Here is a 14,684-nt window from a genome sequence, read left to right on the forward strand (position 1 = left end):
TTAATGCTGCTGGCGCGCGGTTTCGGACAGGCGGCCTATTGGGAAAGTCGCGTTTCTATAGTGACAGGAGCGCTTGCAGTCAAGTGAGATTCCGCCGCGATGCCGTCCCAGCGCGGTTTTAGGGCATTCGCATCGCCTTCACGAAACGTTGCGATCATAACTTCGCCGGTTTTGCCTGTTGCACAGATACTGTATCGAAGAATCTCTCGCAACTTTTTGACAGCTCAATGTGGTTGAAAACCATAGGTCCGCAACTCCGGGGCCGGGACGCAGAAAGGAACGCCGAATATGATCGAGCCGCCACTTTTATTGAAACCCGTAGCAAAACGGCTGAAAGGCTTTGTTCTGTTGTCATATGCAGGTTTCGCGCTGACCGCAGGGGCAGCACAGGCGGACGATCTCTACAGAACCGATTACGAAATATCGATTTTCGGCCTTTCCATCGCGCGCGCCGCCACCGAGACGACGGTTAGCGGCTCCCGATATAATCTGAACGGCAATTTCAAGACGTCCGGTCTGGCGCGCGTTTTCGATGACACCAAAGGCACCGTGCATGTCACCGGCAATGCGGTCAAAGGGCAGGTCATTCCAAGCACCTTCGATCTCGATTACAAGCACGGGCGCAAAAACAAGCGCACGACCATTCGTTTTGCCAATGGCAATGTCGTGGCTGCGGAAAACCAGCCTCCGGTGAAAAAACGCGATCCATGGGTGGAGACGTCTCCGCAGGATCTGCTCAATGTCAGTGATGCGCTAAGCGCCCTGATGATTCCAGCCACCGATCCGCGTTCGGTCTGCAATCGCACGCTGAGCGTGTTTGACGGGCAGACGCGCGCCGACATCAAGCTTTCCTTCAACGGCACCGAATCGTTCACCGCTGATGGCTTTACCGGCGAGTCCGTCATCTGCTCGGCCAAGTTCATTCCCATTTCCGGCTATCAGAAGGGCAAGAAGTCGATCGATTATCTGGCCAATAAGAGCCGGATCAGCGTTTCCTTCGCCTCCTTGGGCAATTCGGGCATCTATGCGCCGGTGGTGGCGCGGATCGGCACACAGATCGGCACGCTGAAAATCACCGCCACGCGCTTCGAGAAGGTGAATTAAAAAACCACCGAGCGATCAGTGTGCCGGGTGCAGGCACTCGTCGTGATTGCCCAGAATCTCGATCACCCGGCATTGGTCGATGCGGCCATGGGCGGTACATTCCAGCATTCGCTGCAGTTCCGTCTTCAGCGACAGAAGCTTGGCGATACGATGCTCGACCTCAACAAGGCGGGCCCGGGCGATGGCGTCTGCCGTTGCGCAGGATTGATCGGGGTTGTCCTGCAAATCGAGCAATGTGCGGATTGAATCCACTTCAAAACCCAGATCGCGCGCGTGGCGGATGAATAAAAGCCGCTCAACATCGCGCTTGTCATAAAGACGGCGATTGCCTTGCGTGCGCGGCGGCACCGGCAGCAGACCGATCTGCTCATAATAGCGAATGGTCGGCACCTTGACGCCGCTAGCCTTGGAGGCTTCGCCGATCGGGAGGCTGTTTGTCATTTTTCTCTTGCTCCTCTAGTCACTAGAGGATGTAGACCTTGTTCAGGACAATTCAAGAGTGCTCCGAAAGGGCAGGTCATGAACAAGCCAATAAACCAGATTCGTTTTCGCGTGGACGGCATGGATTGTGCCTCCTGCGCAACCAAGATCGATACCGCCATACGCCGCGTGCCAGGCGTGGAGGACGTTTCCGTTTCGGTCACAGCAGGCACGATGACTGTGCGGCACGACGGCAGCAGCGATCCCGACAGCATGGAAAAGAAAGTGCGCAGCCTCGGCTATGGCGTGGCACGGCTGGCGGGGGAAACGCGACCAGACACACATGGGGCCCATGAGGCTCACGATCATTCGCATGACCATGATCATGGAAGCTGTGCCGGGCACGATCACGATCACGACCATGCGCATACGCACCAATCGGCGAACCCGGCAAAGCCCCTGCCATGGTGGCGGACGGACAAGGGCCGCACGATGCTCATCTGCGGCGGGGGTCTGGTGGCGGCCTATGTGATTGGCCATCTTTATCCGCCGGTCGCTCTGTGGGCCTTTACAACGGCAATGCTGATCGGTCTCGTGCCGATTGCCAGACGCGCCTTGATGGCCGCGGTCAATGGCACGCCGTTTTCCATCGAAATGCTGATGACGATTGCAGCCATTGGTGCGGTCATCATCGGTGCGACCGAGGAAGCGGCGGCGGTCGTGTTCCTGTTCCTTGTTGGCGAATTGCTGGAAGGTGTCGCGGCGGGCAAGGCCCGGGCCAGCATCCAGTCGCTGACCGCCCTTGTGCCGAAGACCGCCTTTCTGGAACGCAATGGCGCAACGACGGAAGTTGCCGCCGACAGCCTTGGCGTGGGCGACGTCATTTCCGTGCGTCCGGGTGACCGTATGCCGGCGGATGGTGAAATCCTGTCCGGCGAAAGCGCAATCGATGAAGCGCCCGTCACCGGCGAAAGCACGCCGGTTGGCAAGGGGGCGGGCGACACCGTCTTTGCCGGAACCATCAATGGCGATGGTCTGCTGCGCGTGAAAGTGACGGCTGCCGCGCAGGACAATACCATCGCGCGCGTCGTGCGGCTGGTGGAAGAAGCGCAGGAAGCCAAGGCCCCGACCGAGCGTTTCATCAACCGCTTCTCGACTTATTACACCCCCGGCGTGGTGGTGGTTGCCGCACTGGTGGCCATTCTGCCGCCGCTGGTGGCCGGAGGTGCATGGAGCGAGTGGGTCTATAAGGGCCTTGCGATCCTGCTGATCGGCTGCCCCTGCGCGCTGGTCATTTCCACACCGGCTGCAATCGCGGCGGCCCTGTCGTCGGGTGCGCGACGCGGCCTTCTCATGAAAGGCGGCGCGGTGCTTGAAACCATCGGCAAGATCACGACCGCCTGTTTCGACAAGACCGGCACGCTGACCGAAGGCAAGCCGAAGGTTACGGACGTGCTTGCCGGTGCTCTGCCGGAGGATGAGGTGCTGCGCCTTGCTGCGTCGCTTGATGCGGGTTCAAGCCATCCACTAGCGTTGGCCATCGTGTCGGCGGCAGACAAGCGCGGGCTGAAGCTTTCTGCGGTCACGCAAGGCAAAGCCCATGGCGGCAAGGGCGTGTCCGGGGTTGCGGATGGGACCGAGCTGTTCCTCGGGTCTCGCAAGGCGGCAAATGATGTGGCGGCGATCCCCGATGCGCTGGCCGCCCGGATCGCCGTCTGCAACGACGAAGGCAAGACGGTTTCGGTGCTGGTCGCGGATGGCAAGATTGCCGGTGCAATCGCCATGCGTGACGAACCGCGCGCCGACGCCATTGCCGGGCTTAAAGGCCTGCAAGATGCCGGTATCCGCACGGTTATGCTGACCGGCGATAATCGCCGCACGGCGGAAGCCATCGGGCGCGATCTCGGTATCGATGTGCGCGCCGAACTGCTGCCCGAAGACAAGCAGCGCATTGTCGGCGAGTTGCGGGGCGAGGGGCAGATTGTTGCCAAGGTTGGCGACGGCATCAACGATGCGCCTGCTCTTGCTGCCGCCGATGTCGGCATTGCCATGGGCGGCGGTACGGACGTGGCGCTGGAAACAGCCGATGCAGCCGTGCTGCATGGCCGGGTCGGCGACGTGGTGGCGATGGTCGATCTGTCGAAGCGCACCATGCGCAATATTCATCAGAATATTACCATTGCGCTTGGGCTGAAGGCCGTCTTCCTGGTGACCACCGTGCTGGGTATTACTGGCCTGTGGCCCGCCATTCTGGCCGATACCGGCGCGACGGTGCTGGTGACGATCAACGCGCTGCGGCTTTTAAGGAAATAAGCAATCGCCCCTCGTCCTTCGAGACGCCGTTTTCAACGGCTCCTCAGGATGAGGGGGCGGAGGCGCTGGATGAACGGATGATACTTATTCGCCGATCAGATCGCGGATGCGGTCGCCATATTGCTTGCCGAAGGCGAGGTGTTCGGGATTGATCCCCTTCACCTCATCGACAAGCTGGTCTTCTTCCTCCGCATCGGCGGCAGCAAGGGCGCTCATCATGGCGAAATAGGCCAGAAGATAATCGCGCGGCGCAATGTTCTGCGCCTTCATCAGTTCCACGACCTGCGGGCGCGATTCGATGCTTTTCACCATGGAATCCATCGAAGGCCGTGCATCCTGACCCTCTTCCGAGGTCGGCGAAAGCTGCATCCGTTCCAGCTCACCATGGATCTTTTCCATGCGCGTCAGAAGATCTTCCGTCAGCTTGAAGTTGTTGATTTCGGCTGGCGTTTCCGGCGGTGTGGCGATCGACAGAATGTCTTCCGCATAGGCTATTCCGGCAGAAGCGGGCAGGACAACAAGCGACAGGCCCAAGAGGGCAGCGCGGTTCAGGCTTTTGAAGCGGGAAAGGATCATCGTGGTCATCCTAAAAGCATAATCCCGAAAAGTTGCAGAGCTTTCGGACAAGATTATGCGTGAAACAATTGTTAGAGCGGTCGCCACAGGCGACGGCTTTAAAACAGGTCTTTGCGCTTGCGAATCTCTGCAAACACGGCTTCGTCAGGCGCATCCTGCATTCCAAGGCGGGTCCGGATGCGGCTGTCATGCCAACGCAGGAAGGGATTGGTGGCCATTTCGAGACTGATGCTTGAAGGCAAGGTCATCTTGTCAGCAGCGCGCAGCCGTCCGATCTCCAGCGCCCGTTCTTTCAGCGCGGAATTACCCGGGTCGATGGTCAGCGCAAAGCGCGCATTGCTTTCGGTATATTCATGGCCGCAATAGACGGCAGTGTCACCGGGCAGGGCGACCAGCTTTTGCAGCGAGCGGAACATCGTGGCGGGCGTTCCCTCGAAAAGCCTTCCGCAGCCCAGCGCAAACAGCGTATCGCCGGTGAAAACCGCCCCGGCGTCCGGGATGTAATAGGAAATCTCGCCAGCCGTATGGCCGGGGGTTGATATGACCCTGACTTTGAAAAGCCCGAAGGTGAATTCATCGCCGTCGCGGACCGTGCGGTCGATGCCGGGGATTTTGCTCTCTTCATCCTTGGGGCCGATGATGCTGAGGCCGAATTTCTTTTTCAGCGCCGCATTGCCCTCAACATGGTCGAGATGGTGATGGGTGGTGAAAATGAAATCCAGCGTCCAGCCGCGCCGTTCAAGCGCTGCTTCTATGGCATCGGCATCGGGCGCATCGATGGCCGCAGTCAGCGCGCTGACGGGATCGTGGATCAGCACGCCATAATTGTCGCTGCGGCAGATGAACTGTTCGATCTCAAGCTTGTGTGCGATTTCGACCATGCCGCTAATCCTTCAATGCCTGCTTTTTCATATCGCTATGATGCGGGCTTATTGTCCTCTGTCAATGAATGCTTCTGGATAAGCGGCATTTGGAACAGCGTGAAGACAACGGTGATGGGCATGATGCCCCAGACCTTGAACGAAACCCACGCATCGGTGGAAAAATTGCGCCACACGACTTCATTGGCGACCGCCAGAAAGATGAAGAACAGACCCCAGCGGAAGGTGAGCTTTTTCCAGCCGTCGGCATCGAGCCGGAAGGCCGAATCAAACACATAGCCCAGAAGCGATTTGCCGAAGAACAGGCCGCCCAGAAGGATCGCGCCGAACAGCGTGTTCACGATGGTGGGTTTCATCTTGATGAAGGTGTCGTTGTGCAGCCAGAGCGTCAGCGCGCCGAACACCAGCACCACGATGCCGGAAATAAGCGGCATGATGGGCAGCGTACGCGTCATGGCCCATGAGATGGCAAGCGCGATCACCGTGGCGACCATGAAAAGGGCGGTGGCGAGAAAGATCGGCTCGCCGACGGAAGCCAGCACCGGAAACCGTTCGATCAGCGTTTCGCCGCGCGCATTGGCGAAGAAGAACACCAGAAGCGGCCCCAGTTCCAGTGCCAGCTTGAGCAGGGGCGGTATTTCCTTGCGCTCGGCCTCGCTCTTCTGTGACGGATCTCGTTCGAAGACGGGGTGCTCCATCAGGCAACTCCTGCAATGGCGCGGGCAAATTCATTGGCCGCAAATGGTTCGAGGTCATCGACGCCTTCGCCGACACCGATGAAGTAGACGGGCAGCTTGTGCTTGGCCGAAATGGCGACAAGAATGCCGCCCCGCGCCGTGCCGTCAAGCTTGGTCATGACCAGCCCGTTCACACCGGCGATATTCTTGAAGATTTCCACCTGGTTGAGCGCGTTCTGGCCCGTTGTGGCGTCGAGTGTCTGCAACACCGTATGTGGCGCTTCCGGGTCGTGCTTGCCCAGCACGCGCACGATCTTGGCGAGTTCGTCCATCAGCTCGGCCTTGTTCTGCAAGCGCCCGGCTGTATCGATGATCAGCACGTCGCTGCCCGCTTCCTTGGCCTTAACCCAGGCGTCATAGGCAAGACCCGCCGCATCGGCACCAAGCTTGGACGAGACAACGGGTGCACCCGTGCGCTCGCCCCAGATATGAAGCTGTTCGATTGCCGCTGCGCGGAAAGTGTCGCCTGCCGCCAGCATGACCTTCAGACCGCCTGCCGTCAGCTTCGCCGCAAGCTTGCCGATGGTCGTGGTCTTGCCGGTGCCGTTGACGCCGACCACCAGAATGACATGCGGCTTGTGCGAGAGGTCGAGTTCCAGCGGCTTGGCGACAGGGGCCAGCACTTTCTCGATTTCCGTGCTCATGATCGAGCGCACTTCATCGCTCGAAACATCCTTGCCATAGCGTCCGGATGCCAGCGCATCGGTAACGCGCATCGCGGTTTCAAGGCCAAGATCGGCCTGGATCAGCACGTCTTCCAGATCCTGAAGCGTGTCCTCATCCAGCTTGCGCTTGGTGAAAATGCCGCCGATGGATTCGCTGAGCGACGAGGACGAACGCGACAGGCCGCGCCGCAAACGTTCGAACCATGACAGTTTCGGCTCTGCGACAGGGACAGCGGGGGTTTCTTCCGCCTGTTCCTCGACAGCCTTGGAAACCTTGACCTTCTTCGGCCTGGCGGGCGCAGGTTCAGGCACAGGTGCCACCTCAGCCACCGGCTCCCCTTCGACGGGCGTGGGTGTTTCCACAGGCTTCGGCGCTTCGGGCTTCTCCGGTTCAGGAGCAGGAGCCGATTCTGGCTCGACTTCGGATTCCGGTTCGGCCTCTGGCTCCGGCTCAATAAATGGCGGCTCGGTCACCGCCGGTTCCATGACCGGCGGATGCTCGATTGGAATTTCGATTTCCGCGACAGGATGTTCCGGTTCGGGCTGTTCTTCGACAGTGTCCTCGACCGCAGCAGGCTCCTGCGGCTCAGGCTGTGTTTCTACAGGCTCGGCAACTGGCGCATCAGGCTCTGGCGCTGGTGTGACTTCGGTTGCGATCTCGGGCGCAGGTTGATCGACCGGCCTTTCCTCGACCTCCTTCTTGCCGAAGGAGAACATTTTCTTGATGAAACCGATTGCCATGGATTCCGATGCCTTAATTTATGCAGCTGATGGTCAGGCGGCGCGGGTGAGAAGTTTCTCACCGTCATGGCCCGTCACCACACGTTCGATGATTTCACCCGGTGCGCCATTATCGATGGCTGCGAGCGTAAAGCCTTCCGTTCGGGCGATGCCTTCCTTCTCGACCAGCAGACGCTGGGTCGTGCCGGTGAGGGAGGCAAGATGTTTCTCATAGGCCCTGTCGCCCTCGGCGCGCAGCCGGGCGGCGCGCTCCTTGACGATTTCGCGCCGCACCTGCGGCATGCGCGCGGCAGGCGTGCCTTCGCGTGCGCTGTACGGGAAGACGTGCAGATGGGTCAGCCCGCATTCCTCGACGATCTTCATCGAGTTCTGGAACATGTCCTCGGTTTCGGTCGGAAAGCCGGTGATGATGTCGGCACCGAACACCATATCGGGACGTAGCGAGCGCACGGTTTCGCAGAAACGGATAGAATCGTCGCGCAGATGGCGGCGCTTCATGCGCTTCAGGATCATGTCGTCACCCGCCTGCAAGGACAGGTGCAGATGCGGCATCAGCCGTTTTTCATTGGCGATGGCGTCCATCAGATCGTCATCCGCCTCAATGGAATCGATGGAGGAGAGACGCAGGCGCTGAAGGTCCGGCACCTGATTGAGAACCGTCTTGACCAGTTTGCCGAGGCGCAGGCTTCCCGGTAGGTCCGGCCCATAGGAGGTCATGTCCACGCCGGTCAGCACCACCTCGGCATAGCCATTGCCGACAAGACGCTTCACCTGTTCCACCACAGCGCCCATCGGCACCGAGCGGGAATTGCCGCGGCCATAGGGGATGATGCAGAAGGTACAGCGATGATCGCAGCCATTCTGCACCTGCACGAAGGCGCGTGCGCGGCCTTCGATGGCGTCGACCATGTGGCTTGCGGTTTCGCGCACTTCCATAATGTCGTTGACGCGCACCTTCTCGAACTGGTTCACGCCGAAATCGGGCAACATGCGATAGGAATTGGATTTCAGCTTTTCCTCATTGCCGAGCACGAGGTCCACTTCATCCATGGAGGCGAAATTGTCGGCCTCGGTTTGCGCCGCGCAGCCGGTCACGATGATGCGCGCTTCCGGATTTTCGCGCCGCGCCTTGCGGATGGCCTGACGGGCCTGCCGCACGGCTTCCGATGTCACGGCGCAGGTGTTGAAGATGATCGCGCCATCCTTCAACTGACCGAGACCCGCAGCGTCGGCTTCACGCTTCATCACCTCGGATTCATAGGTGTTGAGACGGCATCCGAATGTTACGACTTCCACACTCATCAGGCCGCACCCTTTTCCGCAGATTTGTCCGCAGTTGGGCCGCCTTCCACATCGCGGCTCCAGTCGCCGCTCGCCGGATCGAATGTGCCGGAAAATTCCCATTCCGCCGGGCCGGTCATCATGACGTGATCGTCGTCGCGCCATTCGATCTTGAGCGGGCCGCCCGGAACATTCACCGTGACCTTGCGGCCGGTACGGCGCGTGCGCGCGCCGGAAACGGCAGCAGCGCAGGCGGCGGAACCGCAGGCGCGGGTAAGCCCCGCACCGCGTTCCCAGGTGCGCAGATCCATTGTTTCCGGCGAGGTGACGCGTGCAATCGAAATATTGGCGCGTTCCGGGAAAATCGGGTGGTTTTCCAGAAGCGGCCCGAATTTGTCCAGTTCATAGGACCACACATCGCGGTCCACCCAGAAGATCGCATGGGGATTGCCCATGGATGCAACCGAAGGCGAATGCAGCACCGGCGCATCGATAGGCCCGACCTGAAGCTCGATCATGCGCGTGTCGCGGAATTCTTCGGCGAGTGGAATTTCCTGCCAGCCGAAACGCGGCTTGCCCATATCAACAGAGATCAGCCCGTCATCATGTTCCGTTGCGGTCAGAATTCCGGCGCGGGTTTCAAAGGTGAAGGCGCGCTTGCCGGTCTCGGCGGCCAGCGCCTGCACCACGCAGCGCGTGCCGTTGCCGCAAGCCTGCGCTTCCGTGCCGTCGCAATTGATGATGGAGATATAATTGTCGGTGCCTGGCGTGCGTGGATCATGAATGGCCATGATCTGGTCGAAGGCCGTTTCGTTCGCGCTGGCAAGATGAATGGCGGCATCGGGCGTGATGCGGTCTATGCGACCGCGCATATCGGCAACGATGATCTGATTGCCGAGCCCGTTCATCTTGGCGAAGGCTGCCTTGGTGGCCATGGTTTTCGTAGTTCCGTTCTGCCCGCGGCTGCATTGAAGCAGCCGAAAGGTTCATTGAATGGGTTATCTGGCGTCTATATGGCGGAAAACCCGGCAAATTGCCAGTGCCAGCAATGAAGCTAACCTTTATAGGCCGGTTGCGCCGTTCCGTTTCGAGATGCGCAGATACTAAACTGTGGCCTTCCTGTCCCAGTCACCAAATATATGAGCAATTTCAAGCCCGGATTGGTCGCTCCCGGTCAAATTGCCGGGCGACAGTGTTGATTTTTTAACCATATAGCCATTTTATCGCGGCAATATTGTCGTGATGTTTGGTTTCGTAAGAGCGTGGTTCGCGCCTTTTTCCCCCGAGACCTCGACCGAAATGGAGAAGCTTATGGGAATTTCGAAAGCAAGTTTGCTGAGCCTGGCAGCGGCTGGCATCGTATTGGCCGGCTGTCAGAGCTCCCGGATGGGCAACGACCTCGGGCCCGTTTCCCCGCCGCCTCCGCCAGCGCCATTGCAGGCCGCCCCCCAGGGCTCGGTGCAGAAGGGCAATCTCAATTCGCCGGATGGATCGCAGTTCCCGTCCGCGCCCACCACGAATCCCGGAACGCAGCCGGGCAACACGCAGGTGGCAAGCCTGCCGCCCGCATCGGCGCCCGATCTGACGCCGGGTAGCGTCGCAGGCGTCTGGAACGCCTCGCTTGGCGGGCAAAGCTGTAAGGTTGCCACGCCGCAGACCAAATATGGTCAGGGTTTCCGCGCGGGTCCGCTGCGTTGCCCGGGCGAGCTGGCGAACCTCGCTTCCTGGGCCGTCAATGGCAAGCAGCTCGTGCTTTACGATGGATCGGGCGGCACGGTCGCTTCGCTCTATTCGTCGGGTCCGGGCCGTTTCGACGGTCAGACCACCGGCGGTCAGGCCCTGTCGCTTTCGCGTTAATCTGAGATTGGCCCGCTGATATAAAGCCGAAACAACCGATCACGGCGGAGCGTCTCCGGACTGCTCCGCCGAATTTTAAGTAGAGGTTCACGGAACCTGTCATGTCCTTTGATGGTAATCTGAAAGCGTTTCCCTCCGTCCGCGAGCATTACGACGCCATGGTCGCAGCCGGCGATGTGGAGGCCGATCCCGCGCAGCTGGAACTCACCGACCGCTACGACCGGCTGATCGAGGAAATTTGCACCAAGCGGCTTTCGCGCAAGTCCAGCGCGCTGGGCTGGCTGTTCGGCAAGCGCAAGCAGGCGCAGGACATCGTCAAGGGGCTGTATGTCCATGGCGAGGTCGGGCGCGGCAAGACCATGCTGATGGACATGTTCTTTTCGCTTCTGCCCGTCGAGCGTAAACGCCGCGCGCATTTCAACGATTTCATGGCCGATGTGCATGATCGCATCAATGCGCATCGTCAGGCCCTGAAGCGCGGCGAGACCAAGCAGGACGATCCGATCCCGCCGGTGGCCGATGCGTTGAGCGCGCAGGCCTGGGTGCTGTGCTTTGACGAATTCACCGTCACCGATATTGCCGATGCGATGATCCTGTCGCGCCTGTTCAGCGCGCTTTTCGCGCGCGGCGTCGTGCTCATCGCCACGTCGAATGTCGCGCCGGACAATCTCTATCGCGACGGCCTGAACCGCCAGCTGTTCCTGCCTTTCGTCGATATTCTCAAGAAGCATGTCGATGTGATCAATCTGGATTCGCGTACCGACTACCGGCTGGAAAAGCTCGATTTGCAGCCGGTCTATCTATCCCCGCTGGGTGGAGAGACCACAAAGCGGATGGATGCCGCCTGGGCCGCGCAGAAGGACGGCATGGAAGAAAGGCCGGACACGATCCGCATCAAGGGGCGTGACGTCGAGGTGCCGCGTGCCGTTCCGGGTGCGGCGCGTTTCAGCTTCGAGCAACTGTGCAGCCGCCCGCTCGGCGCTACGGATTATCTGGCCATCGTCGATCGCTATTCGACGCTCTTCATCGACAATGTGCCGATGCTCGACCTGTCGCGGCGCAATGAAGCCAAGCGCTTCATCTTGCTGGTGGACGTTCTCTACGATCACCATGCCCGCGTATTCATCACGGCGGAAGCGCAGCCGGAAAAGCTCTATGTCGCAAAAAGCGGCACGGAGGCATTCGAATTCGACCGCACCGCGTCGCGCCTTTTCGAAATGCAGAGCGCCGAATATCTCTCGCAGATGCCGGAGAAGGCCGGGTAAGCCCGGCATTCCGCCCATCGGTTTGATCGCGAATAGGCGCGCCTGCTCTGCGGGCTGCAACTGGCGGCCAATCCTTTGGTCCTATCATCTGATTGCCACAGACTGGACTTATATCCTCAATCGGCTATCGTGCCCGCGCAAATTCAGCGCTTTTGCCAAAAAACGCGCCAGCGATTTTTGCATGGCAGGACGCGCAGGTTCAAAGAGTTGGAGCAACCGTGCTGCGTCCGGAAGGATGCGCGGATCTCCAGGCGTGTCGCACCCGGCATCTTCATGCGGGATGCGGCAATGACCGATCGGATTGGCGGCTTGCCTATCGCGTCACCGGCACGGTGGCGACGGGCGAGACAGAGGGGAATTGCCATTATTCCGCCCAATTATCTTACGTTTACGTAAGAACATATAATTCTAACCGATTGAAAACATTGGTCGCAAAATAATGAGTTGTGTTTTTTTGCAAAGAGTCATATCGAACCCTCGCAGCGCTTAAGCGTTTCCGGAAGGACACCGGATGGCTTCATGCGTTTCTGGATCAAACTTGAGGAAAGAAACAATCATGGCACGCAACAAGATTGCCCTCATCGGCTCCGGTATGATTGGCGGCACGCTCGCTCATCTCGCCGGTCTGAAGGAACTGGGCGACGTCGTCCTTTTCGACATTGCGGAAGGTGTTCCGCAGGGTAAGGGACTGGATATCGCCGAATCTTCTCCGGTTGACGGTTTTGATGCGAAGTTTACCGGCGCCAACGATTACGCAGCCATCGAAGGCGCGGACGTTGTCATCGTGACCGCCGGTGTGCCGCGCAAGCCTGGCATGAGCCGCGACGATCTTCTGGGCATCAACCTGAAGGTGATGGAACAGGTTGGCGCAGGCATCAAGAAATATGCGCCTGAAGCCTTCGTCATCTGCATCACCAACCCGCTCGACGCGATGGTCTGGGCCCTGCAGAAGTTCTCGGGCCTTCCGGCTCACAAGGTCGTCGGCATGGCTGGCGTTCTCGACAGCGCCCGCTTCCGTTATTTCCTCTCGGAAGAGTTCAACGTTTCGGTTGAAGACGTCACCGCATTCGTGCTCGGCGGCCACGGCGACAGCATGGTTCCGCTGGCGCGTTACTCCACCGTTGCCGGCATCCCCCTGCCGGATCTCGTGAAGATGGGCTGGACCAGCCAGGAAAAGCTCGACAAGATCATCCAGCGCACCCGTGACGGCGGCGCGGAAATCGTCGGCCTGCTCAAGACCGGTTCGGCTTTCTACGCTCCGGCTTCTTCGGCTATCCAGATGGCTGAAGCCTATCTCAAGGACAAGAAGCGCGTTCTGCCCGTCGCTGCCCAGCTGACCGGTCAGTATGGCGTGAAGGACATGTATGTCGGCGTGCCGGTCGTGATCGGCGCCAATGGCGTCGAACGCGTTATCGAAATCGATCTCGACGGCCAGGAAAAGGCCGAGTTCGAAAAGTCGGTGGCTTCGGTTGCCGGTCTTTGCGAAGCCTGCATCGGTATCGCTCCGTCGCTGAAATAATATCCAGACAAGGCCGGATGCCCTGTTTTGAACGGGGCTCCGGCCTTTTCCGGCTGTCAATATTGGTCGAAGATTTGGGCCGTACCGGTTCGCCAAACGAACCGGGAATCCGTAGAGGACAACCAGATGAATATTCACGAATATCAGGCCAAGCGCCTGCTTCACACCTACGGCGCGCCGATCGCCAACGGTGTGGCTGTCTATTCCGTCGAACAGGCGGAAGAATGGGCAAAGACGCTTCCCGGCCCGCTTTATGTCGTCAAGAGCCAGATCCATGCTGGCGGTCGCGGCAAGGGCAAGTTCAAGGAACTGCCTGCCGACGCCAAGGGCGGCGTGCGCCTCGCCAAGTCGGTTGAGGAAGTGGTTGCCAATGCGAAGGAAATGCTGGGCAACACGCTCGTCACCAAGCAGACCGGCCCTGCCGGTAAGCAGGTCAACCGTCTCTACATCGAAGACGGCGCCGACATTGATCGCGAACTCTATCTCTCGATCCTGATCGATCGCACCGTCGGCCGTCCGGCTTTCGTCGTTTCGACCGAAGGCGGCATGGACATTGAAGCCGTTGCCGAAGAAACCCCTGAAAAGATCGTGACTGTCGCCATCGATCCGGCCAAGGGCGTAACGGACGAAGACGCGGGCAAGCTCGCCGACGCGCTGAAGCTTGAAGGTCAGGCTCGCGAAGACGGCGTGAAGCTGTTCCCGATCCTCTACAAGGCCTTCACCGAAAAGGACATGAGCCTTCTCGAGATCAACCCGCTGATCGTCATGACTGATGGCCGCGTGCGCGTTCTCGATGCCAAGGTATCGTTCGACGGCAATGCGCTGTTCCGTCATCCTGACATTCAGGAACTGCGCGATCTGTCGGAAGAAGACGAAAAAGAGATCGAAGCTTCCAAGTACGATCTCGCTTACGTCGCTCTCGACGGCAATATCGGCTGCATGGTCAACGGCGCTGGCCTTGCCATGGCAACGATGGACATCATCAAGCTCTACGGTGCAGAACCTGCCAACTTCCTCGACGTTGGCGGCGGCGCTTCCAAGGAGAAGGTGACGGCGGCGTTCAAGATCATCACCGCCGATCCGGCTGTCCAGGGCATTCTGGTCAACATCTTCGGCGGCATCATGAAGTGCGACGTGATCGCCGAAGGCGTGATCGCCGCGGTCAAGGAAGTCGGCCTCAAGGTTCCGCTGGTTGTCCGTCTTGAAGGCACCAATGTGGAACTCGGCAAGAAGATCATCAACGAGAGCGGCCTGAACGTTATTTCGGCTGACGATCTCGACGATGCGGCGCAGAAGATCGTCGCTGCTGTGAAGGGGAATTAAGG

13 protein-coding genes are annotated in these 14,684 nt (G+C 59.5%); 6 read left to right on the forward strand and 7 right to left on the reverse strand.

All coding sequences use genetic code 11. From position 1 onward, the window contains the following. The first annotated feature begins 288 nt into the window (after positions 1-288). Positions 289-1,104, forward strand: coding sequence for a DUF3108 domain-containing protein (locus JAU75_RS07910; protein ID WP_199055953.1), 816 nt, complete (start codon positions 289-291; stop codon positions 1,102-1,104). 15 nt (positions 1,105-1,119) lie between these two features. Here JAU75_RS07910 and JAU75_RS07915 read toward each other — a convergent pair whose 3' ends face one another. Next, positions 1,120-1,545, reverse strand: coding sequence for a helix-turn-helix domain-containing protein (locus tag JAU75_RS07915; RefSeq protein WP_199055954.1), 426 nt, complete (start codon positions 1,543-1,545; stop codon positions 1,120-1,122). A gap of 90 nt (positions 1,546-1,635) precedes the next feature. Between JAU75_RS07915 and JAU75_RS07920 the strand changes: the two genes are divergently transcribed. Further along, positions 1,636-3,837, forward strand: a complete 2,202-nt coding sequence (locus JAU75_RS07920; protein ID WP_199056036.1) for a heavy metal translocating P-type ATPase — start codon at positions 1,636-1,638, stop codon at positions 3,835-3,837. An 84-nt stretch (positions 3,838-3,921) separates the two neighbouring features. Here the strand turns inward: JAU75_RS07920 and JAU75_RS07925 are convergent, their stop codons facing one another. The 6 genes from JAU75_RS07925 to dapF all read right to left on the reverse strand — a co-directional run bounded on the left by JAU75_RS07925 (position 3,922) and on the right by dapF (position 9,653). Next, entirely contained in the window at positions 3,922-4,413 is a 492-nt protein-coding gene (locus JAU75_RS07925) for a hypothetical protein (RefSeq protein WP_371836121.1), read from the reverse strand. A 98-nt stretch (positions 4,414-4,511) separates the two neighbouring features. Continuing rightward, a complete protein-coding gene (gloB, locus tag JAU75_RS07930) occupies positions 4,512-5,294 on the reverse strand; it encodes a hydroxyacylglutathione hydrolase (RefSeq protein ID WP_199055956.1) in 783 nt (260 codons plus the stop codon). A 35-nt stretch (positions 5,295-5,329) separates the two neighbouring features. Beyond that, the gene (locus tag JAU75_RS07935; RefSeq protein WP_199055957.1) at positions 5,330-5,992 is read right to left on the reverse strand and encodes a septation protein A; all 663 of its coding nucleotides are present in this window, start codon (positions 5,990-5,992) and stop codon (positions 5,330-5,332) included. Then, complete coding sequence (gene ftsY, locus JAU75_RS07940; RefSeq protein ID WP_199055958.1) at positions 5,992-7,437, reverse strand: signal recognition particle-docking protein FtsY; 1,446 nt, start codon at positions 7,435-7,437, stop codon at positions 5,992-5,994. The genes JAU75_RS07935 and ftsY overlap by 1 nt, the downstream gene beginning before the upstream one ends. A 33-nt stretch (positions 7,438-7,470) precedes the next feature. Continuing rightward, complete coding sequence (gene mtaB / locus JAU75_RS07945; protein ID WP_199055959.1) at positions 7,471-8,739, reverse strand: tRNA (N(6)-L-threonylcarbamoyladenosine(37)-C(2))-methylthiotransferase MtaB; 1,269 nt, start codon at positions 8,737-8,739, stop codon at positions 7,471-7,473. Continuing rightward, the gene (gene dapF / locus JAU75_RS07950; protein ID WP_199055960.1) at positions 8,739-9,653 is read right to left on the reverse strand and encodes a diaminopimelate epimerase; all 915 of its coding nucleotides are present in this window, start codon (positions 9,651-9,653) and stop codon (positions 8,739-8,741) included. Before dapF ends, mtaB begins: the two co-directional genes overlap by 1 nt. A gap of 376 nt (positions 9,654-10,029) precedes the next feature. Between dapF and JAU75_RS07955 the strand changes: the two genes are divergently transcribed. The 4 genes from JAU75_RS07955 (at position 10,030) to sucC (ending at position 14,682) form a co-directional block, all read left to right on the forward strand. Continuing rightward, positions 10,030-10,575 carry a protease inhibitor Inh/omp19 family protein gene (locus JAU75_RS07955; protein WP_199055961.1) on the forward strand — a complete coding sequence of 182 codons (546 nt, stop codon included), beginning with the start codon at positions 10,030-10,032 and terminating at the stop codon, positions 10,573-10,575. Between the two features lie 101 nt (positions 10,576-10,676). Then, positions 10,677-11,840, forward strand: coding sequence for a cell division protein ZapE (zapE, locus tag JAU75_RS07960; protein WP_199055962.1), 1,164 nt, complete (start codon positions 10,677-10,679; stop codon positions 11,838-11,840). Between the two features lie 556 nt (positions 11,841-12,396). Beyond that, positions 12,397-13,359, forward strand: a complete 963-nt coding sequence (gene mdh, locus JAU75_RS07965; RefSeq protein ID WP_199055963.1) for a malate dehydrogenase — start codon at positions 12,397-12,399, stop codon at positions 13,357-13,359. Between the two features lie 126 nt (positions 13,360-13,485). Further along, positions 13,486-14,682, forward strand: coding sequence for an ADP-forming succinate--CoA ligase subunit beta (sucC, locus tag JAU75_RS07970; protein WP_199055964.1), 1,197 nt, complete (start codon positions 13,486-13,488; stop codon positions 14,680-14,682). The last annotated feature ends 2 nt before the right edge of the window (positions 14,683-14,684 follow it).

Source organism: Ochrobactrum sp. Q0168 (genome assembly GCF_016427605.1).
GTDB lineage: Bacteria > Pseudomonadota > Alphaproteobacteria > Rhizobiales > Rhizobiaceae > Brucella.

Coding starts and splice junctions, on each gene's coding strand:
- JAU75_RS07910 (WP_199055953.1), top strand. CDS start 289: ATGATCGAGCCGCCACTTTTATTGAAACCCGTAGCAAAACGGCTGAAA.
- JAU75_RS07915 (WP_199055954.1), bottom strand. CDS start 1,545: ATGACAAACAGCCTCCCGATCGGCGAAGCCTCCAAGGCTAGCGGCGTC.
- JAU75_RS07925 (WP_371836121.1), bottom strand. CDS start 4,413: ATGATCCTTTCCCGCTTCAAAAGCCTGAACCGCGCTGCCCTCTTGGGC.
- gloB (WP_199055956.1), bottom strand. CDS start 5,294: ATGGTCGAAATCGCACACAAGCTTGAGATCGAACAGTTCATCTGCCGC.
- JAU75_RS07935 (WP_199055957.1), bottom strand. CDS start 5,992: ATGGAGCACCCCGTCTTCGAACGAGATCCGTCACAGAAGAGCGAGGCC.
- ftsY (WP_199055958.1), bottom strand. CDS start 7,437: ATGGCAATCGGTTTCATCAAGAAAATGTTCTCCTTCGGCAAGAAGGAG.
- mtaB (WP_199055959.1), bottom strand. CDS start 8,739: ATGAGTGTGGAAGTCGTAACATTCGGATGCCGTCTCAACACCTATGAA.
- dapF (WP_199055960.1), bottom strand. CDS start 9,653: ATGGCCACCAAGGCAGCCTTCGCCAAGATGAACGGGCTCGGCAATCAG.
- JAU75_RS07955 (WP_199055961.1), top strand. CDS start 10,030: ATGGGAATTTCGAAAGCAAGTTTGCTGAGCCTGGCAGCGGCTGGCATC.
- zapE (WP_199055962.1), top strand. CDS start 10,677: ATGTCCTTTGATGGTAATCTGAAAGCGTTTCCCTCCGTCCGCGAGCAT.
- mdh (WP_199055963.1), top strand. CDS start 12,397: ATGGCACGCAACAAGATTGCCCTCATCGGCTCCGGTATGATTGGCGGC.
- sucC (WP_199055964.1), top strand. CDS start 13,486: ATGAATATTCACGAATATCAGGCCAAGCGCCTGCTTCACACCTACGGC.